Source organism: Limnoglobus sp. (assembly GCF_059499385.1).
This window is the reverse complement of record NZ_JCABYM010000043.1, coordinates 43910-65068: the sequence shown is the minus strand read 5'-3', so window position 1 is coordinate 65068 and position 21159 is coordinate 43910. Positions and strand designations below refer to the sequence as shown.

Sequence of the window (21159 nt, the reverse complement as noted above, 5' to 3'; positions counted from 1 at the left end):
GGTGGTGCCGAGTCTTCGAGGCCCACCGGCGCGGATGTCGTCCAACACGGTGGGCCTCGAAGACTCGACCCACCCTACGAAAGCATTTCTAACCTGAGCAGGTTCAGCGCCAGCTTCGCCGTGCGGCTCTGGATTTCCGTCCGCGTGCCGCCCCAGGTGAAGGGCTGGACCCGCGTGCCGTTCGCGGACGCGACGGCCACGTACACCGTGCCGGCCGGCGTGCCGTCGGCCGCGGCCTGCGGCCCGGCGTAGCCGGTCGTCGCGACGCCGTAGGCCGTGCCGAACTTCGTTCGCACGCCCTCGGCCATCGCCTTCGCGACGTGCGTACTCACCGCCGTGTACTTTTCGATCATCTCCACGGGCACGCCGAGTTCGCGCGTCTTCACGTCGTTCGTGTACGCCACCACGCCGCCCATCAAGTGGGAACTCACGCCGGGGACCTTCGACAGACTGTGCGCCACCAGCCCGCCGGTCACGCTCTCGGCCGTCGCCACCGTCTGTTGACGCTCCATCAGCCGGCGGACGACGACGTCGTGAAGTTCCTCGTCCTCGACGCCGAAGACGTAGTCGCCGAGCCGCGCGCGGATCGTTTGCTCGACCGGCGCGACGAGCAACTTCACGTCGGCCTCGGTCGCGGCCCGCGCGAGGATGCGGAGCGAGATGACGGCGTCGCTGACGGTGATGCCGACTTCCGGAACGTGGTCCCGCCGCGTCAGATCGAGCAGTTTCTCCTCGATGGCCGACTCGCCGGTCCCGAACGTGTTGATCTTCCGCTGCACGAACACGCCGCCGCCGCCGATGCCGGCGGCCAGCAGCCGCGGCCGGACCTGCTCGTCGAACATGCGGAACATCTCGCTCGGCACGCCGGGCATCGCGGCGACGACCTTCGCCCCGAACCGCATCCACACGCCGGGGGCGGTGCCCGACGGGTTGAAGATCGACTCCGCCCCGCGCGGGAACAACGCCTGCACCCGGTTCCGCTCCGGCATCTCGCGATTGCGCTTCGCGAACAGCCCGCGGATGTGGTCCAGCGACGCGGCGTCCTCGACCAACTCGACCCCGGCGACGGCGGCGATCGCTTCCCGCGTCAGGTCGTCTTGCGTTGGCCCCAGCCCGCCCGTCGCGAGGACCACGTCGGCACGGCCGAGGGCGGTGCGGAAGACGGCGATGTTGTCCGCGAGGTCGTCGGCGACGGTCGTGTGAAACCCGACCGGCACGCCCAACTCCGCGAGCCGCCGACTGAGCCACTGGCCGTTCGTGTCGAGGTTTTGCCCACTCGTGATCTCGCTGCCGATGGAAATGACTTCCGCTTTCATGGTCGCGTTCCGGCGATGGTATGGTCTTGCCATGATAGTCGAAAATGATTCCACACCCGACACCCCCACCCTCCGCTGGAATCATTTCAAAAGTCCGGAATCATTTTTGACAACAACATAAAATCATATCGGAAAACATTTTATGATTATCAGCCGCGTCTGGAATCATGTTCCGACCGGGCGAATCGGGCAGGAACTCGGACTTCCAACACCGATTTCTCATCGAGACCTTGACTCAAACCTTAGAATTTCGATAAAGATACTCCGCAGGATCAGAGGCGTCTCCCATGACCGTCGCCCGTATGTCGGATGAAGCCATCGCCGCGGCCGCGCGGGAGCTGGCCGCCGCGCCGCCGCAGGACGTGCTGCGGTGGGCGGTGAAGCAGTTCCACCCGCGGCTGCTCATGGCGACGGCGTTCGGCGCGGAAGGCTGCTGCATCCTGCACATGCTCGCCGAGATCGAGCCAGCCGTCACCGTCATCAACCTCGACACCGGCTACCAGTTCCAGGAAACGCTCGACCTCCGCGAGCGGATCAAGGTCCGCTACGGCATCGAGGTGGTGTACGTTCGCCCGACCACGACGGTCGCCGAGTACGAGGCCGAGCACGGCGGGCCGCTGTACACGCACCGGCCGGACCAGTGCTGCTTCGACCGCAAGGTGCTACCGCTGCGGAACGCGATGGCGAAGTACGACCCGCTCGCGTGGATTTCGGCCATCCGCAAGGACCAGACCGAGAACCGCGCGGCGAACGCGGCCGTCGTCCAGTGGGACGCGAAGTTCAACGTGGTGAAAGTGAACCCGTTGCTCACCTGGACGAAGCGCGAGGTGTGGGGGTTCATTCACAAGCACGACGTGCCGTACAACCCGCTGCACGACCAGGACTACCCGAGCATCGGCTGCTGGCCGTGTACGCGGGCGGTCCGGCCGGGCGAGGACGACCGGGCCGGCCGGTGGGCGGGCAAGGTGAAGAAGGAGTGCGGGTTACACGTGATCGAAGTCAAAGACGGGGCGGGCATCTAATGCTGTTTTCCGCGAAGGCCGAGTACGCCTGTCTCGCCATGCTCGAACTGGCGATCCGCCACGGCGACCCGCGGCCCGTGCGGCTGGTGGACATCACCGACGCGCACGGCATCCCGCAGCGGTTCCTCGTGCAAATCTTGTTGCAACTGAAGGGGGCGGGCCTGGTGTCGAGCACCCGCGGGGCGGCCGGCGGCTACCACCTCGGCCGGTCGCCGGAGGAGGTCACGCTGGCGGACATCATGGACGTGATCGACCGGTCCGAGCCGGGCGCGAACGGCAACCGCCCGACGACCCGCACGGACGGCACGGCGTCGCCGATGGCGCTGGCGTTGCGGGACGTGTGGCGGACGATCCTGCGGAGCCGCCGGGACATTCTGGAGAAGACGACCCTCGCCGCGCTGTCCCAGGCGGGGCAGGGGTTGCAGTACGTGATTTGATCAACGACGCCCTTCCTCGGCCCGTCAGGTTTTTTCTTGCGGCTACTCCCCCAGGCCGTTACTTATTGAACCATTTCATCAACGTGACCGTTGGATTGCCTCCACGCGAGCGTGGCCGACTGCTTACCTTCTCCAACCGCTGTGACGCATGAGTAAAGCTCCCATCGTGGTGCTCGAAGGCTTTTGGTGGAGCAAGCACGAAGTCCCCCTCGTGCTGCCGTACTTCCAAGCGTTGGCAACAAGCCACCGGAACATCGACCTTTGCCATCGCACGTTTAGGAACGCGGAAGACATCGAACATTACGTTTCTCATATCCCGAGGAATGCCGGGGCGTTTCTTTACTTCGCGAGTCACGGCGGCAAATCAGGATTGAGTCCGAACCCACGCACAGACATTCCCGTCGAAGCAATTATTGAGGCGCTCGGCCGGGCAAAAGCGGGGGCAATTTCATTTGTGCATTTCGGCTGCTGCGAAATGGTCGATTCGTATGACCGACGGGGTTCGCACAAGCGAATCATGGACGCCTGCGGCGCGCGATGGGCTTCGGGATACACGCGAGAAGTCCCTTGGCTCCAATCGATGTTCATCGAGTTGGCTCTGGTTTCTGAGATATTCGTCCCCCAACGCAAGGTTGATGGCCGGTCGTTCAAGCTGAAGACGGAGGCGGTAGGCTTCATCCGCATGTACGAACAAGCGGCACGCCAGTTGGGGTTTAGCGCACTCACGAAAGTCACCGACGGTGAAATACTGCTGCCGGAGCGGCTCCGTGAATAGAGAGTCTTGCGTACCTCACATACTGGGATTACGATCCTGAAATGCCCCTGCCGAATCCCGAACGGGCCGAGGTCGATCCCCGCAAGCTCACCGAATACTGCCTGTCGATCGAACACCCGGTCGGCAAGCACAAGGCGGCCGTGTTTCGGGCCGCGTTGGGCATCACGATGACGGACGCGGTGTTGTTGCGGAACTGGCTTCTGGACGCGGCCGCTTCCGGCGAGGCGGTGGCGGGTGCGGCGGACGAGTTCGGTCAGCGTTATCAACTCGACTTCGTAGCCACCACACAAATCGGCTCGGCGACCATCCGGTCCGCTTGGATCGTCCGCGCGGGGGAGGATTTCCCTCGGCTGACAACGTGCTATGTTCACTGAGAGGGGTCATCATGCCAAACCGGATCGAACTGTTGGACACCGTTGCCCTGACCGCGGACGTGCCCGCCTTGGGACTCACGGCCGGGGAGGTCGGAGCTGTTGTCGATGTACTCGGCAACGGCGAGGCGTTCGAGGTCGAATTCTGCGATCCGAACGGGACGACCTACGGCCTACACACGCTCCGCGCCAACCAACTGATCCCGCTCCACACTCGCGGGCAGGCCCTCCGGCTGCGGGCCGGGGCAGCCTGAGTTCTCGAACGCCCCTAACTCACTTCCCCCCGTGCCCGTTGCCGTTCGTCGTCGCCGCGGCGAGGCCGAAGCCCACGAGCCGCGACTTGCCGCCGGCGGACAGCTCCGCCCGGTTCTCGCGGTACGTCCGCTTCGCCCGGTCCCAGTCCCAGGCGCTCGTTTCCAGGTAGTCCACGATCAGCAGGTTCTTCAACTCGTCCAGCTCCGCGAAACTGAACCCCTCGGAGTCGGCCACGATCCGCTCGACGCCGACGGTCGCGCGAATCTCCGCGTCCCACCGCTCGACCAGCTTCCGCCGCAGGGCCGCGTCCGGCCGCGGGAAGTGCAGCGTCAGGTCGATCCGGCCCGGCCGGCGGAACGCCGGGTCGATCAGCTTGATGTCGCAGTTCGTCGTGAACACGTACACCACCGCCTCGTTCCCGCTCACCCCGTCCAGGGCCGTCAGGAACACCGACTGGTCGTCCGTCTCCTTCACCGTGTCCCGGTCTCGGAGCGCGATGTCCAGGTCGTCGAAGAAGATCACGCCCTGCTTGGACACCTTGAACAGCCGGCGGACGGCCTCGCCGGGGTCGTCGTCCCGGCGGGCGGCGGCGTAGTCGTCCGGCGAGATGAGCTTGTAGTCCCAGTTCCGCCGCACGCACTCTTGATAAATCCACCGGCAGGCACTCGTCTTGCCGTTGCCGGGCGGCCCGGTGAGGAGCAGGCCCCGCTTCGCCCGGCCGCCGAACCGCCGGATGCGGGCCAGGTTCCGCGGCTCCAGGTAGCCGACGGTGTTCTGCCAGAGCTTGTCCTGCACGTCCGCGGCCAGGACCGGCGGCGGGTTCGGCGGCGTCGCCTCCTTGCGGAGTTTCTTCGCCAAGCGGTAGAGCCGGGTGTAGTCGGCTCGGTCGCAGACGAGGATGTTGTACCCGCAGCAGTAGTGGTCCGCGGCGTCGGCCGTGTACGCCTTCACGAACGTGACGCCGGCCAGGTGGTACAGCCGCAGGCCGACGTTCATGCCGGGGTAGGTGCGGCGGAACGTCGGGTCCCAGTCGCGGATGAACGCGCCGTCCACCGGGACGAACCGGCCGCGGCGGGCGGCCTTCAGGAGGTGGTACTCGAACACGTCGGCGTCGAACGCGACCGGGTCGCGGAACCCGCCGGCGTGGGCCGCGGCCGTGACCAGCAGCCGGTGGTCGGCCGTGAACTTGTGCAGGTGCGTCATGCCGCGACAGACACCCGGCCGGGGCGGAGGTTCGGGGAATCTTGACTTCCGAAGTCCGGCTTCGACTTCGGAAGTCGATCCCCCGCGGGAACTTCAACTGTAACTGCTGACGCCCCTCTCCCGTTCGACTTCCGAAGTCGAAGCCGGACTTCGGAAGTCTGGCTCGACGCGATTTCGTTGCCCGCACTACACTAACCACGGTTACCCTCGTGCGTTCCCCCGGCGGCCCGGAGATTGATGATGCCCCGCTTCGACTACAGCGTCCTCGAATCCGCCCCGAAGGTTCCGGGCAAGCCGCGGCACAAGACCCGCGTGGTGAATGTCGGCGGCGTCGGCATCGGCGGGGACGAGCCGGTCCGCGTCCAGTCGATGACCACGACCGACACGTTCGACGTGGAAGCGACTATCAAACAAATTCACGCGCTCGAGGAAGCCGGGTGCGAACTCGTCCGCGTCACCGTACCGAAGCCGGAGGACGCCGGGGCGCTGTCGCGGATCAAGGAGCGGATCAGCATCCCGCTGATTTGCGACATCCACTTCGACTACAAGATGGCGCTCGCGGCGCTCGATCATCCTGTGGACAAGATTCGGCTGAACCCCGGCAACATCGGCACGGAGGAGCGGTTCCGGCAGGTGGTGCGGAAGGCGAAGGACAAGGGGCTTCCCATCCGCATCGGCGTGAACGCCGGGTCGCTGGAGAAGGAGCTGATCGACAAGTACGGGTTCCCGTGCCCGCCGGCGATCGTCGAGAGTGCCCTGCGGTCGATCGAGATTTGCGAGAGCGAGGGGTTCCGCGACATCATCGTGTCATTGAAGTCGAGCGACGTGCTGGTCGCGGTCGAGTCGTACCGGTTGTTCGCGCGGCTGGCCGACTACCCGACGCACATCGGCATCACGGAGGCCGGGAAGCCGCCCTACGCGGTGACGAAGAGCGCCGCCGGGCTGTCGCCGATCCTCCTCGACGGCATCGGCGACACGATCCGCATCTCGCTGCTCGGCGACCCGGTCCCGGAGATCGCGGCCGCGTTCGACATCCTGCAGGCCACGCAGCGCCGCGTGCGGCGGCCGGAACTGATCGCGTGCCCGACGTGCGGCCGGCTGGCGATCGACCTGGAGAAGATCATCGCGGAACTGGAACAGAGGCTGAACGGCCGGCGGCTGCCGGTGAAGATCAGCGTGCTCGGGTGCGTGGTGAACGGCCCGGGCGAGGCACGCGAGGCCGACATCGGCATCGCGGCCGGCAACGGCCAGGGGATGATCTTCCGCAACGGCGAGATGGTGCGGCGCGTGAAGGAGGAAGAGATCGTGGACGCGCTGATGGTCGAGCTGGCGGACTGGGAGAAGGTGAACGCCCACCGGCTGCCGAAGCAGGACGCCGAGGGGCTGGGGCGGCGGAAGCTGCCGGTCGTGAGCGCGTGACGGAAAGCCCAGGCACGGCCGTGTCTGGGCTTTCGCCCGCTATTCTTTCTCGCCTTCCTTCTTCACGTACTCCTTGAACGCGGCGATGTTGTACGAGACGAACATGAACGCCGCGTGCAGGGCCTGGTACGTCTCGTCTTCCGGGTCGTCGGCGTAGTCCTTCCGCAGCGCGTACAGCCGGGCCAGCAACTGATCGGCGGTCAACTTCATCGCGTCGTCTCCGGTGTGGTCCCCCCATTCTAGCCGCCTTGACACCCGCCGGCGGGCGGTGCTACAAGGCCGCGATGATTGCCCGCAGCAGCGAACCGCTCCGCGCGTGGTTCCAGTTCTGGGACCTCGCCGCCACCGCCCTCGCGTGGCTCGCCGCCGACTTCGTCCGGCTGCGGTCCGGGTGGGTTCCCATCGTCGCCCCGGACGCCCCGGCGTTCGAGCTGTGCGTCGGCCAACTGCCGCTCGTCATCGTCCTCGGCCTCGTCGCGTTCCGCGCGTCGGCCATGTACGACGTGACCCGGCTTTCGCGGTTCCGCGAGGAGCTGTACCACGTCCTCAAGGGCGTCGGGTTCCTCACGCTCTTGGTGGTGACGATCACCTTCGCGATGCAGTCGCCGTACCGGCCGCGGGCGATGTTCGCGTTCTTCGCCCCGCTGGCCGTCGTCGGCATCCTACTCTCCCGCCGCCTCTCGTGGCTGGCGCTCGGCCGGCTGCGGGCGCGGGGGTACAACCAGAGCCACGCCCTCATCGTCGGCACCGGCCGCCTCGCCCGGACGACGGCCAAGATGCTCGAAACCGCGTCGTGGATGGGGATTCAAACCGTCGCCTACGTCGAGGACGACGCGCACCACCATCGGACGAATCACCCCGTCGTCGGGCCGATCGCGGACCTCCCGCGGCTGGTGGAGGAGTTGCACATCGAGCACGTCTTCATCGCGCTGCCGATGAACCGGTACGGCGAGGTCCGCCGCATCTTCGACGCGCTGTCGCAGACGACGCTGGAGATGCGGCTGATCGCCGACGCCCCGGCCATGTCCGCGCTGTCGCTGACGACGACGAACCTGCACGGCATGACCGTCCTCGGCCTCCGCGAGAACCGGCACTTCGGGGTGAACGTCGCCATCAAGCGGGCGATGGACGTGGTCCTCTCGCTCGTCGGCCTCGTCGCCCTCTCGCCGTTCTTGCTGCTGATCGCGGCGCTGGTGAAGCTGTCGAGCACGGGGCCGGTGTTCTACCGGCAGGAGCGGTGTTCGCTCGACGGCCGGCGGTTCCAGATGCTGAAGTTCCGCTCGATGCGGCCGGACGCGGAGGCGAAGACCGGGGCCGTGTGGACGGCGAAGAACGACCCCCGCTGCACGCGGATCGGGGCGTTCCTCCGGAAGACGAACCTGGACGAGCTGCCGCAGTTGTTCAACATCTTGCGGGGCGAGATGAGCATCGTCGGCCCGCGGCCGGAGCGGCCGGTGTTCGTGGACCAGTTCAAGAAGACGATCCCGAACTACGCGGCCCGCCACGCGGTGAAGGCCGGGCTGACCGGGTGGGCGCAGGTCAACGGCTGGCGGGGGAACTCCTCACTCCGCCGCCGCATCCAGTTCGACCTGTACTACATCACGCACTGGAACCCGTTCTTCGACCTGCGGATCATGGCGCTGACGCTGTTCACGATGCTGTTCAAGAGGCAGAGGCACGCGTATTGAGCCGGGGCCTCGCGCCAGGTTGCCGAGGGCGAATCGTGGGCCGCCGTCTATGCCGCCGCTTCGCGGCGCTTAGAATGGATTGGACCGCTTGGGGGTGTTTGCACGGCTGGTGCCGGCCCTGGTCTTCAAAACCAGTGGGGGGTGTGAACAACGCCCCCAGTGGGTTCGATTCCCATACACTCCCGTGGATGAGTGCCCTTCGGATTTCGGCATCGGTTGCTTCCCGTCTGACACGTCCTCGTTTCGACCCGTCGATTGCCGCCATCGTCCGCCACCCGACGTATACCCCCACGGCTTCGCGGGAGACGGTGGCCTCTCTGCCCGCCTTACTCCCCTCGCACGGGCGGCGCGGTCAGGCGGAGGACGGGGAGGTCGCCCAGTTGTTCGAGTGTCCCTTCCAGCACGGTCGGGAGGCCGGCCGTGTCACGCCGGACGGCGTCGATCGGCCCGAGGGACTCGCTCGCGAGCAGGTAGGTCGAGGGGCCGTCGCCCGCGCCGTCGGACACGAACAACGGCGGGACGCCGCCCCGCAGGCACAAGACGGCGCAGCCGCGGTGCGTCCGGCCGCCGCCGGGCTTCATCGCCCCCAGGTAGCACTTCGCGTCCACGATCTCGCCGCGGAGCGTCACCGCCCCCAGCGGGCGGGCCGGCGGCCGGCGGAGGCGGGCCAGCTCGTCCGGCGGCAGCTCGGCGGCGCGGAGGCCGTCGTCGCCGGCCGCCAGCTCGAGCATCCGCCACCCGTCGCGGGCGAGGAGCGTGCCGGCCACGCGGACCGCCCGGCCGTCGAACGGGCGGACGCGGTCGCCCGCCCCGAACTTCCCCCCCTCGACGAGCAGGAGCGTGACCGGCGGGTCGCCGGGGTTCTCGCCCGGCACGCGGACCGTCGCGTAAGGGTCGGCGTAGGCGACGCCGGTGAACGCCACCGGCTGCCCGTCGTCCCACCGGCCGGCTCCCGGCGACTGCTGGCTTCCCGCGATCACCGCGGCCAGCGCGACGACCGCGGCGACGACGCCGGCGGCGACGGGGACCAGGAACCGGCGGTACGCCCGCGGCATCGGCAGCCAGCCGATGAAGTGCTCGTCAAGGTCGGACATGCTCCAACTCCTCGATACGGGCGGGTTCGACCGGCGTGCCAGGCGGTAGCGGGTCCGGGTCGAGCAGGACGCGGCGGCCCTGGAGCCGCACCCGGTAGGTGGCGATCTTCTCCTGGAACGGCGGCGGCGAGCACCCGTCTTCGGGCCGGTACTCCCACCCGTGCCACGGGCAGGAGATGCACCCGTCCACGACCTTCCCCTCGCCGAGCGGGCCGCGCTGGTGGGCGCACACGTTCGTCACCGCCGAGACGCGGCCATCGTACTTGAACACCGCCACCCGCTCCCGGTCCGGGAGGCAGACGACCTTCGCCCGGCCCTCGGGAATGTCGTCCACGCTCCCCACGTCCACCCACGCCACCTCCAGCGGGAACCGCGGCGGCACGGCCGGCCCGCGGCGGTCCCGCCGCCGCTCGCGGACCCCGACGGCCAGGTGCAGCCCGACGAGCGCGGCGAACCCGACGCCGACCACGACCGGGTACAGCGGGTTCGGCTCGGCCCGTAGCGCCCCGAGTAGCACATGCAGCACGAGCAGCCCGTACGCCGGGTACACGAGCATGTGCAGCCATTTCCACGCGCTCGCGCCGAGCGCCTTCTGCCAGAAGTCGTGGCTGGTGGCGGCCATGACGAACAGGACGCCGAGGGCGGCGAGGCCGAGCCACTCGAACGGCAGCGGGCCGGGGATGGAGAGGACGGAGACGAGCGGGTTGACGCCGCCGAACCCGTGGTAGTAGCCGACGGCGACGGCCGCGTGCCCGAGGCCGACCAGGAACGTGGCCACGCCGAGGTGGCGGCGGTTGTACACGAGCGGCAGGAACCGGCGGTCCAGCCGCGCGAGCGGGCCGACGGCCAGGACGACGTGCAGCATCACGAGGGCGCACGTCCCGAGCGCCCGCATCAGCAGGATCGGGAAACCGATCCCGATCAGCGCGCCGACCGCGACGAACGCCGCGAGGTAGCCGAGCACCCCGCCGGCGACGAACAGGTCGTAGACTCGCTTGTTCCGGTTCCACTTCACCGGCGCGTGTATGACGCTCACGGCCCACCTCGTACCGCCGTCGCGACCCAGACCGCGGCGACCGCCGCCGCGATCACAACCCACGCCCACGCATGGACCCGCCGGTGTGCTCGCGTCATGCCGCCGTCCTCCCGACCCACTTCCACAACAGGACCGGCCACAGGGCGACGCTGCCGGGCAGGATGACCGCGCGGAAGACAACGGACGTGCCGCGCGCCGCCGGGTCGAGCCGGGCCGCGCCGACGGCGACGAAGGCCAGCCCGAACGCCAGCCCGACGGCCGCGTAGGCGGCGACGGCAATCACGATCCACTCGGCGGCGGTCACGCGGACACTCCGGGAAGGACACGGCTCTGATGCAAGTCGGAAGCTCAGGTAACAGTTCCCCGCCCGCGCGGGTCACGCCGCGCACCGCGGCGCGAGCCGGGACCGCAGCGCCTGGCGGGCGCGGTGCAGGCGGGTCTTCACCACCTCCGTGCTCGTCCCCAGCCGCCGGGCCGTCTCGTGCGTGTCCAGGCCGTCCAGGTCGCGGAGGCGGATGATCGTCCGGTAGGCGTCCGGCAGCTCGGCGATGCCGGACCGGACCCAGGCGGCCGTCTCGGCCCGGTCCAGCCGGTCGTCGTCGGGCGCGGCGGCCGGGGCGGCGAACTCGTCGAGCGGAACGAGCCGGTCCCGCCGGCGGCCGCGGAGGCTCATCAGGCAGGCGTTCACGGTGATCCGGTGCAGCCACGTCCCGAGCCGGGCCGTCCCCGCGAACGACTTCATCGCGCGGAACGCGGACACGAACGCCTCCTGCACGGCGTCGGCCGCGTCGTCAGTATCGCCGAGGAACCGGCGGGCGACGGCGAGCATCGCCCCGGCGTGTCGGTGGAACAGCGCCTCGTAGGCGGCCTCGTCGCCGGCCCGCAGGCGGGCGAGCAGCTCGGCGTCGGGGTTCGATGCGGGCAAGCAGGGGCCGCACCCGGCCGCGGTCGGGGTCATAAAAAATATCTCGGGGGAACGTGGAATTCGGTCGCGGGTCGTGCCTAACGCGAGCGGCGTGCCGAATCCGTGCGCGGGACCGTGTCCGCGCCAGGAACGCTGGAAACGAAGGGTTCAGAGATGAACGTGGACGCGGTTTGTTGAGAAGCGTTGGCGACCGCGGCCGAACCGCCCACGAGATTTCGTGGGCGGCCACGACCGGTCGTGGGAGGGTACGTGGTTGGACGAGGGACGTTTGTGCCTTTGTTCCCTCCCCCCTAAGGGGGGAGGGAACAAGACAACAGCCCTCGGCGGCGTACTCAGCCGTCGGGGGCGGGCCGTTCGATGCCGAGCTTTTTCATCCGGCTGCGGAGCGTGTTCGGGTGCAGGGCCAGCACCCGCGCCGCGCCGTTCGGCCCCTCGATCACCCCGTTCGTCTGCCGCAGCACGGACAGGATGTGGTCTGCTTCCACGGCCGTGAGGCTCCGCCCGCCCGCGGCCGGTTCCGCCGCCGCGGCGGGGACCGCGAGCACCTCGGGGTCGATCTCCAACTCCGGGCCGTCGGCCAGGATGACGGCCCGCTCCAGCACGTTCTCCAACTCGCGGACGTTCCCCGGCCACCGGTACGCGACGAGCAGGTCGAGCGTGTCCTTCCCCACGGTCGTGAGCGGCTTGCCCATCCGGGCGGCGAACTTGGCGGCCAGGAACCGGACGAGCAGCGGGATGTCGTCCTTGCGGTCCCGCAGCGGCGGGAGGCGGACCGGGAACACGTTCAGCCGGTAGAACAGGTCCTCCCGGAACGTCCCGTCGGCCGCCATCTTCGCCAGGTCGCGGTTGGTGGCGGCGATCACCCGCACGTCCACCTTCACCGGGGCCGTGCCGCCGACCCGCTCGAACTCCTTCTCCTGAAGGACGCGGAGCAGCTTCGCCTGGGCGTCGGCCGGCAGCTCGCCGACCTCGTCGAGGAACAGCGTGCCGCCGTCGGCCAGCTCGAACCGGCCGGGCTTGCGGGCGGTCGCCCCGGTGAACGCCCCCTTCTCGTGCCCGAACAGCTCGCTCTCGACCAGCCCGGTCGGGAGGGCGGCGCAGTTCAACTTGATGAACGGCTTCCCGCGGCGGGGGCCGGCCGAGTGGACGGCCCGCGCGATCAGCTCCTTGCCCGTCCCCGTCTCGCCGGTGACGAGGACGGTCGCGTCCGTGACCGCCACCTTCGACACCTGCTGGAGGACGGACACCAGCCCCGGACTCTGGCCGACGATCTCGTCGAAGTTGTGGGCCGCCTTGATCTCTTCCTGGAGGTACAGGTTCTCCTGCTGGAGGCGGACCCGGTCCCGCTCGGCCAGCACCCGCGCCGTGATGTCGGCCCCGATCGCCCGGCCGCCGCCCACGCCGCCGGCGGGGTCGGCGTGCGGGCGGACCCACAGCGCCAGCCACAGCGGCGACCCGTCCGGCCGGGCGAACTCCACCTCCGCCCCGGCGACGGCCCGGCCGGCCAGGAACTCGTCGAGGACGCCCCGCACCCGCGGCCGGCCGGTCGGCGTCGGCGGGGCGCAGTCGGCCAGGCAGGACCCGTCGAGCGCCGCGGCCGGGCGGCCGAGGAGTTCGACCGTCGCCCGGTTGACGGACCGCAGGCAGCCGGCCGCGTCCAGCGTCACGTAGGCGATCGGGGCGTCCTCGTACAGCTCCCGGAACCGCCGCTCGCTGTCCCGTAGCATCCGGTCCATCCGCAGCCGATCCAGTTCGGCGGCGGCGCGGGCGGCGAAGATTTGGAACGTGTACAAGAGCCGCGGCCGCGGCGGCATCGGCTTCCGGTCGTACACCGCCAGGTGGCCGAGGACGGCCCCGGCCGCGTCCCGCAGCGGGACCCCGAGGTAGCTCTCCACCCCCTCGTCCTTCGGGAACTTCCGCCACACGTCCGTCGGGTGGTGGCACAGGTTCCCCTTCAGCACGTCCTCGCACGGCGTCCCGGCCAGATCCCACTCTTCGGGCGGGCGGTGCTCGCCGTTCGCCCAGAACGCGAGCGACCGGATGCGGGTGGCGGAATCGGCGAACTCGGCCACGAATGCGTTCGGCACGCCGGTCGCCCGGCTCAGGTTCCGCACGAGCGCGCGGAAGAACTCCTCCCCGGTCTCGCGGACCGTCCCCTCGACGATGGCCCGGAGGGTCTCCAGCTCGGCGGCGTCAACCGGGGGCGTGTCGGCGGGCATGGGTGGCTCGGTGTAACCGAAGGGGCGGTGTCGGCATCGTATCCCGGCCGGCGGACGCCGACACCGGGAGGAACGCGATGACCCCGACTTCGATGCCGGCCGCGCCGCCGCGTGACACGCCCCGGCCGACCCGGTGGGCCGCCGTCGCCGCGCCGTGGGCGGCGCAGGTCGCCGTCGCCGCGGTCCTGGCCCAGACGCTGTACTTCAAGTTCACCTACGCCCCCGAGACGCGGGCCATCTTCGAGTCCCGCGGCGGCCGCCCGGCCGCGACGCTCGTGGGCCTGGTGGAACTGGTTTGCGTCGTCCTCTTGCTGATCCCGCGGACGGCCGCCGTCGGGGCGGCGGTCGCTCTGGCCGTCATCGCCGGGGCGATCCTGACGCACCTCACGTCCCTGGGAATCGAGGTCACGAACCCGGCGACCGGCGAGGGGGACGGCGGGCTGCTGTTCGGGCTGGCCGTGGCCGTCGCGGTCGGGGCGGTCGTCGTCCTCGCGTTCCGGTGGCGGCAACTGCCGTTCATCGACTACCTGACGGGGCCGTAGGCGTCCCCCGCGCGGCTCGTGTAACCCGGCGGGGCGGGTTCGCATCGAACGAACAGCCCGACCCACCCCGGAACCCCGACATGATCCTGCCGGCCCGCGCCCCCGAACGTCCCGAGCCGCCGGCCGTCCGGCCGCTCGTCGGCCTGCTCCGCCAGCTGTTCGAGCTGGTCGCGTCCCTCACCGACGAGCAGTACGCCCGGAAGCCGGTCGGCGTCGTGCCGAGCAGCGTCGGCGGGCACGTCCGGCACAACCTCGACCACGTCGCGGCGCTGCTCCGGGGGCTGCGGGACGGCCGGGTGAACTACGACCACCGCGACCGCGGGACGGACGTGGAGCGGGACCGGCTGGCCGCGATGGCCGAAATCCTCCGGCTGGACGGGGAGGTGACCGCGTTCCCGTGGGCCGGGCTGCCCGCCCTCGTCGAGCTGACGACCCTGGTGACGCCGGACCGGCCGCCGGTCGCCGTCAAGACCAGCCCGGACCGGGAGCTGGCGTTCGTCGTCAGCCACACGGTCCACCACAACGCGATCATCGGGATCATGGTGAAGCTGCTGGGCGGCGACCCCCCGGCCGAGTTCGGGTACGCCCCGTCCACGGTCGCCCACCAGCGGAGCCGGGCATGTGTACGCTGACCGTCGTTCCGATGCGGTGGGACCGGCTGCGGCTGGCGTTCAACCGCGACGAGCGGCCGACCCGCCCGCCGGCCGCGCCGCCGGCGGTCCGGCGGTTCGGCGACCGCCATGCCGTGCTACCCACCGACTCGCCGTCCGGCGGGACGTGGCTGGCGGTGAACGACGCCGGGCTAACGCTGGCGGTGCTGAACGTGAATCCCAGGGGTCCGGGAACAGGAGTCAGGAGTCAGGAAGAAGGCCGGTCCCACCTGACCCCGGACCCCTGTTCCCGGACCCCTGTTAGGAGCCGCGGCGACCTCATCCCCGCGCTGGTCGGGTCGGACGCCCCGGCCGCGGCGCTGGCCGAACTGGAGCGCGCCTTCAATTATCACGACTTCGCCCCGTTCCGCCTCGTCCTCGTCGGCCGCGGGATCGTCGCCGACGTCCGATGGGACGGCCGCGCACCGATGGTCGCGAGCCGGCTGCTCGGCGGCTCCCCGGTGCTGTTCACGTCGTCCGGCCTCGGCGACCATCTGGTCGAAAGGGTGCGGCGGGAGCTGTTCGACGAGCTGTTTGCCGGCCCGCCGGCCGGGTGGGCCGCGGCCCAGGACGCGTTCCACCGCCACCGGTGGCCGGGCCGCGACCATCTGAGCGTGAACATGACCCGCGACGCGGCCCGGACCGTCAGCCACGCCGTCATCGAACTCGACGACGCCGGGGCGACCATGTGGTACACCGCGCCCGCGTTCGACCCGGCGGGCGAAACCCGAACCGCCCTGGCCTTCCGACCCGCGGGCGTCCCATGACCGACTTCCTCGCCGCCCTCGCCGCCGACCCGGTCGCCCTGGCCGTCGGCGTGATCGTCGCCGCGTTCGTCTCCGAAGACCTCACCTGCATCGGCGTCGGGCTGCTGGTCGCCGCGGGGAAGGTGAGCGTCCCGCTGGCGCTCGCGGCCTGCTTCGCCGGCGTCGTCCTCGGCGACTTCGCCGTCTGGTTCCTCGGCCGGGCCGGCGGGCGGCCGCTGCTGCGGTGGCGGTTCGCGCGGCGGCTCCTGCCCGAGGCCCGCCTCGCCGGGCTGTCCCGCCGGCTGTGCGACCACGGCGGGCGGGCGGTGGTGGCCGCCCGGTTCCTGCCCGGAACCCGCGTGCCGCTGCTCCTCGCCGCCGGCGTGGTCGGGGCGTGCCCGTACCGGTTCCTCGCGTGGGCGGCCGCGGCCGCGGCGGTCTGGACGCCGCTGCTCGTCCTGTCCGTCGCGTGGGCCGGGGCGTCCGTGGGGGGAATCGGCTGGCTCGCGATCCCGGCGGTCGGCGGGGCCGGGTTCCTCGGGCTGAAGGCGCTGCCCCGCCTCTTCGACCCGGTCGGCCGGGCGAAGCTGGTCGCGGCGGTGTCCCGCGTCTGGCGGTGGGAGTTCTGGCCGGCGTGGGTCTTCTACCTGCCGCTCGTCCCGCGGTTCCTGCTGTTGGCGGCGCGCTACCGCAGCCTCACCGTCTGGACGGCGGCGAACCCCGGCATCGCCCCGGCCGGCGGCGTGGTCGGCGAGTCGAAGGCCGACATCCTCGCGAAGCTGCCCGCCGAGTGGGTCGTCCCCACGCTGTTAATCCCGCCCGGCGAAATCCGCGACCGAACGCAACGGGTGCGGGAGGCCGGATGGGACTTCCCCGTCATCCTGAAGCCGGACGTGGGGGAGCGCGGGGCCGGCGTGCGGAAGGCGCACGACCTCGCGGACGCGGAGAAGTACCTGCTCGCGAACCCCGGCCCGGTCGTCGTTCAGCCGTTCCACCCCGGCCCGTTCGAGGCCGGCGTGTTCTACTACCGGCTGCCCGGCGAGGCCCGCGGCCACGTCTTTTCGATCACGGACAAGGTGTTCCCCGTCGTCACCGGGGACGGCCGGTCCACGCTCGAAGGGCTGATCTGGGCGCACCCGCGGTTCCGGATGCAGGCGGCGGTCTTCCTGGACCGGCACGCCGCGCACGTCGGCCGCGTTCTCGCCGCCGGGGAGCGGTTCGCGCTAGCGACGGCCGGCAACCACTGCCAGGGGACGCTGTTCCGCGACGGCGGCCACCTGCTCACGCCCGAACTCGAGGCGGCGTTCGACGCCATCGCGGGGCCGTTCGACGGGTTCTTCGTCGGCCGGTTCGACGTGCGGTACGCCGACCCGGCCGCGTTCCGGGCCGGCCGCGGGTTCGCCGTCGTGGAGCTGAACGGCGTGTCGTCGGAATCGACCAACCTCTACGACCCGACGTGGCCCCTGTGGCGGGCGTACCGGACGCTGTTCCGCCAGTGGGCGCTGCTGTTCCGGATCGGCGACGCGAACCGCCGCGCCGGCCACCGGCCGGCGACGGCCGGGGAACTGCTCGCCCTGGTGAGGGAGCACCGCCGCAACAAGCCCGACCCGCGGGCCGATTGACCGCCGCGGCGGCCTGCTGGCCGACCGATCCCGTCCCCCTTACACTTCCCGCGTCCTCGCTTCGTCCGGCCCGCACCTCGTTCGCCCGGAGCCTCTCTCATGGACCGTCGTGACTTCCTCTCGGCCGCGTCCGCCGGCCTCGCCCTCTCGACCGGCGGGTACTTCGCCGCCGCCGCCGACCCCAAGCCGCTCCGCGTGGGGTTGATCGGGACCGGGTGGTACGGCAAGTGCGACCTGTTCCGCCTCATTCAGGTGCTGCCGACCGTCGAGGTCGTGTCGCTGTGCGACGTGGACTCGAAGATGCTCGCCGACGCCGCGGAGCAAGTCGGCCAGCGGCAGGCGTCCAAGAAGAAGCCGCGGGTGTACGGCGACTACCGGGAGCTGCTCAAGGAGAAGGACCTGGACGTGTGCATGGTCGAGACGCCGGACCACTGGCACGCGATGCCGATGATCGCCGCGTGCGAGGCCGGGATGGACGTGTGGGTGCAGAAGCCGATCAGCGTGGACGTGCTGGAGGGGAAGGCGATGCTCGCCGCCGCCCGCAAGCACAACCGGGTCGTGCAGGTCGTCACCCAGCGGCGGAGCACGCCGCACCTCGTCGAGGCGAAGAAGGAGTTCATCGACTCGGGGAAGCTCGGCACCGTCGGCCTCGTCGAGACGTACTGCTACTACCACATGCGGGCGAAGGAGAACCCGCCGGACGCGCCGCCGCCGGAGCACCTGGACTACGAGATGTGGACCGGCCCGGCCCCGCTGCGGCCGTACAACGCGCTGGTCCACCCGCGGCGGTGGCGGGCGTTCATGGAGTACGGCAACGGCATCGTCGGCGACATGTGCATCCACATGTTCGACATGGTCCGGTGGATGCTCGGCCTCGGCTGGCCGCTGAAGGTGTCGTCCACCGGCGGCATCTTCGTGGACAAGAAGTCGAAGGCGAACATCACCGACACGCAGACCGCGACGTTCACGTACCCGAACCTCGACGTGGTCTGGCAGCACCGCACCTACGGCCCGGCCCCGGACCCGAAGTACCCGTGGGGCGCGACGATCTACGGCGACAAGGGGACGCTCAAGGCGAGCGTCATGGGGTACGACTTCGTCCCGAACAACGGGAAGGCCGTCCACAAGGACGTGACGTACGAGCTGGAGCAGTACCCGGAGGACAAGACGGAGAAGGACCTGGAGAAGCACGTCGCCCCGGCGATCCGCGCCCACTGGCAGGACTTCCTGAAGGCCCGCGAGAGCCGCGGCAAGCCGGTGTCGGACATCGAGGAGGGGCACGTCTCGTCGGCCAGTTGCATCCTCGCGAACCTGAGCCAGCAACTCGGCCGGACGTTGACGTGGGACGCGGAGAAGCACGCCTGCGTCGGCGACGAGGAGGCAACGGCCAAACTGAAGCGGCCGTACCGTGCCCCGTGGGTCCACCCGGCGGGGTAGCGGGGATTCCCCGAAACTTCATGCCCCGCCCCCGGCCGCCCCCGTACACTCGCCGCGTCCGCCCGGAGTGCGCGCTTGCCGTCTGCCGTCACCCGCCGCCTCGCCCCCGCCCCGGTCGGCGTGCTCGCCGCCTACGGCGTCGCCGCCGCGTTCGCCGTCTACTTCGGCATGTACGCGTTCCGCAAGCCGTTCGACGCCGTCACGTTCACCGGCCTCCGGTTCCTCGACACGCGGGTCGAACTCAAGACGGCGTGCGTCGTCGCCCAAATCCTCGGCTACATGCTGTCGAAGTACCTCGGCACGAAGTTTTGCTCCGAGGTGCGGTCGTCCCGCCGCGCGGTTTGGCTCGTCGGGCTGATCCTGTTCGCGGAAGCCGCGCTCGTGCTGTTCGCGAACCTGCCGGCGGACTGGAAGCCGGTCGCGATGTTCCTCAACGGCCTTCCGCTCGGCATGGTGTGGGGGCTGTGCGTCCGCTACCTGGAAGGCCGCCGGGCGAGCGACGCGATGATCGCCGGGCTGAGCTGCTCCTACGTCATCGCCGGCGCCGTGACGCGGGACGTGGGCCGCGACCTCGTGATGAAGTCGTGGGGCGTCGCCGAGGCGTGGATGCCGGCCGTCACCGGCGGGCTGTTCCTCGGCCCGTTCGCGCTGGCCGTGGTGCTGTTGAACCAGCTGCCGGAGCCGTCGGCCGCGGACATCGCGGACCGCGCGGCCCGGCCGACGATGGGCCGCGAACAGCGGCGGGCGTTCCTCCGGCAGTTCGGCGTCGGGTTCGGCCTGTTGCTCGCGGCGTACCTGTTCGTCACGGCGTTCCGCGACTTCCGCGACCACTACGGGGCGGAGCTGTTCCAGTCCCTCGGCCTCGGCGACCGACGGGCGATCTTCACCCGAACGGAGCTGTGGGCGATGCTCGGCGTCGTGGTCGCGATCGGCGGGCTGAACCTCGTCCGCGGCCACCGGGCGGCGCTGTGGTGCGTGTACGCGGTCATCGTCGTCGGGTTCGCGGTCATCGGCGTCGCGACGGCCGTATACCAGGCGGGAATGATCGACGCCTTCGCGTGGATGGCCGCCCTCGGCGTCGGGCAGTACCTCGCGTTCGTGCCCTACGGGGCCGTCCTGTTCGAGCGGCTGATGGCGGCCAGCCGGTTCGCCGGAACGTCCGTGTTCGCGATTCAACTCGCCGACGCCATCGGGTACACCGGCTCGGTGCTGTCGCAACTGGTCCGCGACCTGGCGTTCGGCGAGTTCGACCGGCTGGCGTTCTTCGTCCCGGCCGCCTACGTCGTGTCCGCGAGCGGCGTCGTGCTGATGACGGCCAGCGCCGCCCTCACCGTCCGTCGGGCCGTGCCTTCGCGATCCGTCGGGCCGTGAGCGCGGCCACGTACCCGGCCTTGAACCCGGCGTCGATGTTCACGACCACGACGCCGGCGGCGCAGCTGTTCAGCATCGTCAACAGCGCCGCGACGCCGCCGAACGCGGCCCCGTACCCGATGCTCGTCGGCACGGCGATGACCGGGCAATCGACCAGCCCGCCGACGACGCTCGGCAGCGCCCCGTCCATGCCGGCGCACACGACGATCACGTCCGCCGCCGTCAGCCGCTCCCGGTGCTTCAGGATGCGGTGAATTCCGGCGACGCCCACGTCCGCGATCAGCGTGGCGTGCGTGCCCATGACGCGGGCCGTGACGACCGCCTCCTGCGCGACGGGTAGGTCGCCCGTGCCCGCGGTGACGACGAGGATGTCGCCGACGGCCGCGGGCCGGTCGCCGGGCATCGGCCGCCAGAACGTGCGGGCCAGCCGGTCGATCTCCGCGTCCGGGAAGTGGCCGGCCAGGTGGTCCGCCTGGGCCGGGCTGAGTCGGGTGGCGAAGCAGTCCTGCCCGGCCTCCCGCATCCGCCGGACGACCTGTTCCACCCAGTCCGCCGTCTTCCCCTCGGCCAGCACGACCTCCGGGAACCCGCAGCGCTCGCGGCGGTGGAAGTCGAGCGTCGCGAACCCGAGGTCGCCGGTCGGCGGGGCGAGCAGCTTCACCGCGGCCGGGATTTCCACGTCCCCGGCCCGGACCGATTCGAGCAGCCGTTGCAGTTCGTCCGCGGTCATCGAGAACCTCGAAACAGAGGATACCCACTCGGTTTATTTTTCCCCGCGGCCGTCGTCGCGACCCGGAACTTGAATCTTTTCCCCACGTTGCCAACTCGGATGAATTCCCGCGCCGGCGTAGCCGATACATCCGATAGGACCGGAATCTCGGGCGGAGGCGGGGCCATGCGCGGCTGGATCATCGGACTACTCGGCGGGGTCGTCGCGGCCGTCGGCGCGTTCGCGTACTCCCCGCCGGGGGGGGGGGGGGCGGGGGCCCCCCCCCCCCGCCGGCGGTCGCCGGGCACACCCCGCCCGCCGG

At 70.3% G+C, this 21159-nt stretch carries 22 protein-coding genes and 1 tRNA gene; 14 read left to right on the top strand and 9 right to left on the bottom strand.

The window, feature by feature from the left end:
- Positions 1–74: 74 nt before the first annotated feature.
- Entirely contained in the window at positions 75–1316 is a 1242-nt protein-coding gene (locus tag AC5JJ2_RS07845) for a competence/damage-inducible protein A (protein WP_495857418.1), read from the bottom strand.
- 287 nt (positions 1317–1603) lie between these two features.
- Here AC5JJ2_RS07845 and AC5JJ2_RS07840 point away from each other — a divergent pair, with 287 nt between their 5' ends.
- From AC5JJ2_RS07840 to AC5JJ2_RS07820, 5 genes are all read left to right on the top strand, one after another.
- On the top strand, positions 1604–2338 hold the full coding sequence (locus AC5JJ2_RS07840) for a phosphoadenylyl-sulfate reductase (RefSeq protein ID WP_495857417.1): 735 nt from the start codon (positions 1604–1606) through the stop codon (positions 2336–2338).
- Positions 2338–2775, top strand: a complete 438-nt coding sequence (locus AC5JJ2_RS07835; protein WP_495857416.1) for an RrF2 family transcriptional regulator — start codon at positions 2338–2340, stop codon at positions 2773–2775. Before AC5JJ2_RS07840 ends, AC5JJ2_RS07835 begins: the two co-directional genes overlap by 1 nt.
- A 148-nt stretch (positions 2776–2923) precedes the next feature.
- Positions 2924–3550: a hypothetical protein gene (locus AC5JJ2_RS07830; RefSeq protein ID WP_495857415.1), complete on the top strand. Its 627-nt coding sequence runs from the start codon at positions 2924–2926 to the stop codon at positions 3548–3550.
- A 41-nt stretch (positions 3551–3591) separates the two neighbouring features.
- Positions 3592–3924: a DUF6883 domain-containing protein gene (locus AC5JJ2_RS07825; RefSeq protein WP_495857414.1), complete on the top strand. Its 333-nt coding sequence runs from the start codon at positions 3592–3594 to the stop codon at positions 3922–3924.
- An 11-nt stretch (positions 3925–3935) separates the two neighbouring features.
- The gene (locus AC5JJ2_RS07820; RefSeq protein ID WP_495857413.1) at positions 3936–4175 is read left to right on the top strand and encodes a DUF4926 domain-containing protein; all 240 of its coding nucleotides are present in this window, start codon (positions 3936–3938) and stop codon (positions 4173–4175) included.
- A gap of 19 nt (positions 4176–4194) precedes the next feature.
- Here AC5JJ2_RS07820 and AC5JJ2_RS07815 read toward each other — a convergent pair whose 3' ends face one another.
- Positions 4195–5379, bottom strand: coding sequence for an AAA family ATPase (locus AC5JJ2_RS07815; RefSeq protein ID WP_495857412.1), 1185 nt, complete (start codon positions 5377–5379; stop codon positions 4195–4197).
- Positions 5380–5619: 240 nt separating this feature from the next.
- Between AC5JJ2_RS07815 and ispG the strand changes: the two genes are divergently transcribed.
- Positions 5620–6798 carry a flavodoxin-dependent (E)-4-hydroxy-3-methylbut-2-enyl-diphosphate synthase gene (gene ispG / locus AC5JJ2_RS07810; protein ID WP_495857411.1) on the top strand — a complete coding sequence of 393 codons (1179 nt, stop codon included), beginning with the start codon at positions 5620–5622 and terminating at the stop codon, positions 6796–6798.
- A 39-nt stretch (positions 6799–6837) separates the two neighbouring features.
- Here ispG and AC5JJ2_RS07805 read toward each other — a convergent pair whose 3' ends face one another.
- Positions 6838–7008, bottom strand: a complete 171-nt coding sequence (locus AC5JJ2_RS07805) for a hypothetical protein (RefSeq protein ID WP_495857410.1) — start codon at positions 7006–7008, stop codon at positions 6838–6840.
- Positions 7009–7082: 74 nt separating this feature from the next.
- Between AC5JJ2_RS07805 and AC5JJ2_RS07800 the strand changes: the two genes are divergently transcribed.
- Entirely contained in the window at positions 7083–8486 is a 1404-nt protein-coding gene (locus tag AC5JJ2_RS07800) for an undecaprenyl-phosphate glucose phosphotransferase (protein ID WP_495857409.1), read from the top strand.
- 90 nt (positions 8487–8576) lie between these two features.
- Positions 8577–8671 (top strand) — tRNA-Sec (locus AC5JJ2_RS07795).
- Positions 8672–8812: 141 nt separating this feature from the next.
- On the opposite strand, the gene AC5JJ2_RS07790 is transcribed toward AC5JJ2_RS07795, so the two are convergent.
- The 5 genes from AC5JJ2_RS07790 to AC5JJ2_RS07770 form a co-directional block, all read right to left on the bottom strand.
- Positions 8813–9580: a hypothetical protein gene (locus tag AC5JJ2_RS07790; RefSeq protein ID WP_495857408.1), complete on the bottom strand. Its 768-nt coding sequence runs from the start codon at positions 9578–9580 to the stop codon at positions 8813–8815.
- A complete protein-coding gene (locus AC5JJ2_RS07785) occupies positions 9567–10616 on the bottom strand; it encodes a Rieske 2Fe-2S domain-containing protein (protein WP_495857407.1) in 1050 nt (349 codons plus the stop codon). The genes AC5JJ2_RS07790 and AC5JJ2_RS07785 overlap by 14 nt, the downstream gene beginning before the upstream one ends.
- A 94-nt stretch (positions 10617–10710) precedes the next feature.
- A complete protein-coding gene (locus AC5JJ2_RS07780) occupies positions 10711–10920 on the bottom strand; it encodes a hypothetical protein (RefSeq protein ID WP_495857406.1) in 210 nt (69 codons plus the stop codon).
- A 72-nt stretch (positions 10921–10992) separates the two neighbouring features.
- Complete coding sequence (locus AC5JJ2_RS07775; RefSeq protein ID WP_495857405.1) at positions 10993–11574, bottom strand: RNA polymerase sigma factor; 582 nt, start codon at positions 11572–11574, stop codon at positions 10993–10995.
- 299 nt (positions 11575–11873) lie between these two features.
- A complete protein-coding gene (locus AC5JJ2_RS07770; protein ID WP_495857404.1) occupies positions 11874–13760 on the bottom strand; it encodes a sigma-54-dependent Fis family transcriptional regulator in 1887 nt (628 codons plus the stop codon).
- 77 nt (positions 13761–13837) lie between these two features.
- Here AC5JJ2_RS07770 and AC5JJ2_RS07765 point away from each other — a divergent pair, with 77 nt between their 5' ends.
- From AC5JJ2_RS07765 to AC5JJ2_RS07740, 6 genes are all read left to right on the top strand, one after another.
- Positions 13838–14302: a DoxX family protein gene (locus AC5JJ2_RS07765; RefSeq protein ID WP_495857403.1), complete on the top strand. Its 465-nt coding sequence runs from the start codon at positions 13838–13840 to the stop codon at positions 14300–14302.
- An 80-nt stretch (positions 14303–14382) separates the two neighbouring features.
- Positions 14383–14934: a DinB family protein gene (locus AC5JJ2_RS07760; protein ID WP_495857402.1), complete on the top strand. Its 552-nt coding sequence runs from the start codon at positions 14383–14385 to the stop codon at positions 14932–14934.
- Entirely contained in the window at positions 14922–15719 is a 798-nt protein-coding gene (locus AC5JJ2_RS07755) for an NRDE family protein (protein WP_495857401.1), read from the top strand. The genes AC5JJ2_RS07760 and AC5JJ2_RS07755 overlap by 13 nt, the downstream gene beginning before the upstream one ends.
- Complete coding sequence (locus tag AC5JJ2_RS07750; protein WP_495857400.1) at positions 15716–17320, top strand: VTT domain-containing protein; 1605 nt, start codon at positions 15716–15718, stop codon at positions 17318–17320. Before AC5JJ2_RS07755 ends, AC5JJ2_RS07750 begins: the two co-directional genes overlap by 4 nt.
- Positions 17321–17419: 99 nt before the next feature.
- Positions 17420–18757 carry a Gfo/Idh/MocA family protein gene (locus tag AC5JJ2_RS07745; RefSeq protein ID WP_495857399.1) on the top strand — a complete coding sequence of 446 codons (1338 nt, stop codon included), beginning with the start codon at positions 17420–17422 and terminating at the stop codon, positions 18755–18757.
- A 75-nt stretch (positions 18758–18832) separates the two neighbouring features.
- Entirely contained in the window at positions 18833–20128 is a 1296-nt protein-coding gene (locus AC5JJ2_RS07740) for a DUF5690 family protein (protein ID WP_495857398.1), read from the top strand.
- Here the strand turns inward: AC5JJ2_RS07740 and larB are convergent.
- Positions 20085–20858, bottom strand: coding sequence for a nickel pincer cofactor biosynthesis protein LarB (gene larB, locus AC5JJ2_RS07735; RefSeq protein ID WP_495857397.1), 774 nt, complete (start codon positions 20856–20858; stop codon positions 20085–20087). The two genes, AC5JJ2_RS07740 and larB, sit on opposite strands and share 44 nt — an antisense overlap.
- Positions 20859–21159: the final 301 nt, after the last annotated feature.

Bases quoted from the DNA above. Each gene is read 5' to 3' on its own strand.
- AC5JJ2_RS07755 (WP_495857401.1), top strand. From the start codon at position 14,922: ATGTGTACGCTGACCGTCGTTCCGATGCGGTGGGACCGGCTGCGGCTG.
- AC5JJ2_RS07750 (WP_495857400.1), top strand. From the start codon at position 15,716: ATGACCGACTTCCTCGCCGCCCTCGCCGCCGACCCGGTCGCCCTGGCC.
- AC5JJ2_RS07745 (WP_495857399.1), top strand. From the start codon at position 17,420: ATGGACCGTCGTGACTTCCTCTCGGCCGCGTCCGCCGGCCTCGCCCTC.
- AC5JJ2_RS07845 (WP_495857418.1), bottom strand. From the start codon at position 1,316: ATGAAAGCGGAAGTCATTTCCATCGGCAGCGAGATCACGAGTGGGCAA.
- AC5JJ2_RS07820 (WP_495857413.1), top strand. From the start codon at position 3,936: ATGCCAAACCGGATCGAACTGTTGGACACCGTTGCCCTGACCGCGGAC.
- AC5JJ2_RS07805 (WP_495857410.1), bottom strand. From the start codon at position 7,008: ATGAAGTTGACCGCCGATCAGTTGCTGGCCCGGCTGTACGCGCTGCGG.
- AC5JJ2_RS07815 (WP_495857412.1), bottom strand. From the start codon at position 5,379: ATGACGCACCTGCACAAGTTCACGGCCGACCACCGGCTGCTGGTCACG.
- AC5JJ2_RS07825 (WP_495857414.1), top strand. From the start codon at position 3,592: ATGCCCCTGCCGAATCCCGAACGGGCCGAGGTCGATCCCCGCAAGCTC.
- ispG (WP_495857411.1), top strand. From the start codon at position 5,620: ATGCCCCGCTTCGACTACAGCGTCCTCGAATCCGCCCCGAAGGTTCCG.
- AC5JJ2_RS07765 (WP_495857403.1), top strand. From the start codon at position 13,838: ATGACCCCGACTTCGATGCCGGCCGCGCCGCCGCGTGACACGCCCCGG.
- larB (WP_495857397.1), bottom strand. From the start codon at position 20,858: ATGACCGCGGACGAACTGCAACGGCTGCTCGAATCGGTCCGGGCCGGG.
- AC5JJ2_RS07770 (WP_495857404.1), bottom strand. From the start codon at position 13,760: ATGCCCGCCGACACGCCCCCGGTTGACGCCGCCGAGCTGGAGACCCTC.
- AC5JJ2_RS07790 (WP_495857408.1), bottom strand. From the start codon at position 9,580: ATGTCCGACCTTGACGAGCACTTCATCGGCTGGCTGCCGATGCCGCGG.
- AC5JJ2_RS07830 (WP_495857415.1), top strand. From the start codon at position 2,924: ATGAGTAAAGCTCCCATCGTGGTGCTCGAAGGCTTTTGGTGGAGCAAG.
- AC5JJ2_RS07800 (WP_495857409.1), top strand. From the start codon at position 7,083: ATGATTGCCCGCAGCAGCGAACCGCTCCGCGCGTGGTTCCAGTTCTGG.
- AC5JJ2_RS07760 (WP_495857402.1), top strand. From the start codon at position 14,383: ATGATCCTGCCGGCCCGCGCCCCCGAACGTCCCGAGCCGCCGGCCGTC.
- AC5JJ2_RS07775 (WP_495857405.1), bottom strand. From the start codon at position 11,574: ATGACCCCGACCGCGGCCGGGTGCGGCCCCTGCTTGCCCGCATCGAAC.
- AC5JJ2_RS07840 (WP_495857417.1), top strand. From the start codon at position 1,604: ATGACCGTCGCCCGTATGTCGGATGAAGCCATCGCCGCGGCCGCGCGG.
- AC5JJ2_RS07835 (WP_495857416.1), top strand. From the start codon at position 2,338: ATGCTGTTTTCCGCGAAGGCCGAGTACGCCTGTCTCGCCATGCTCGAA.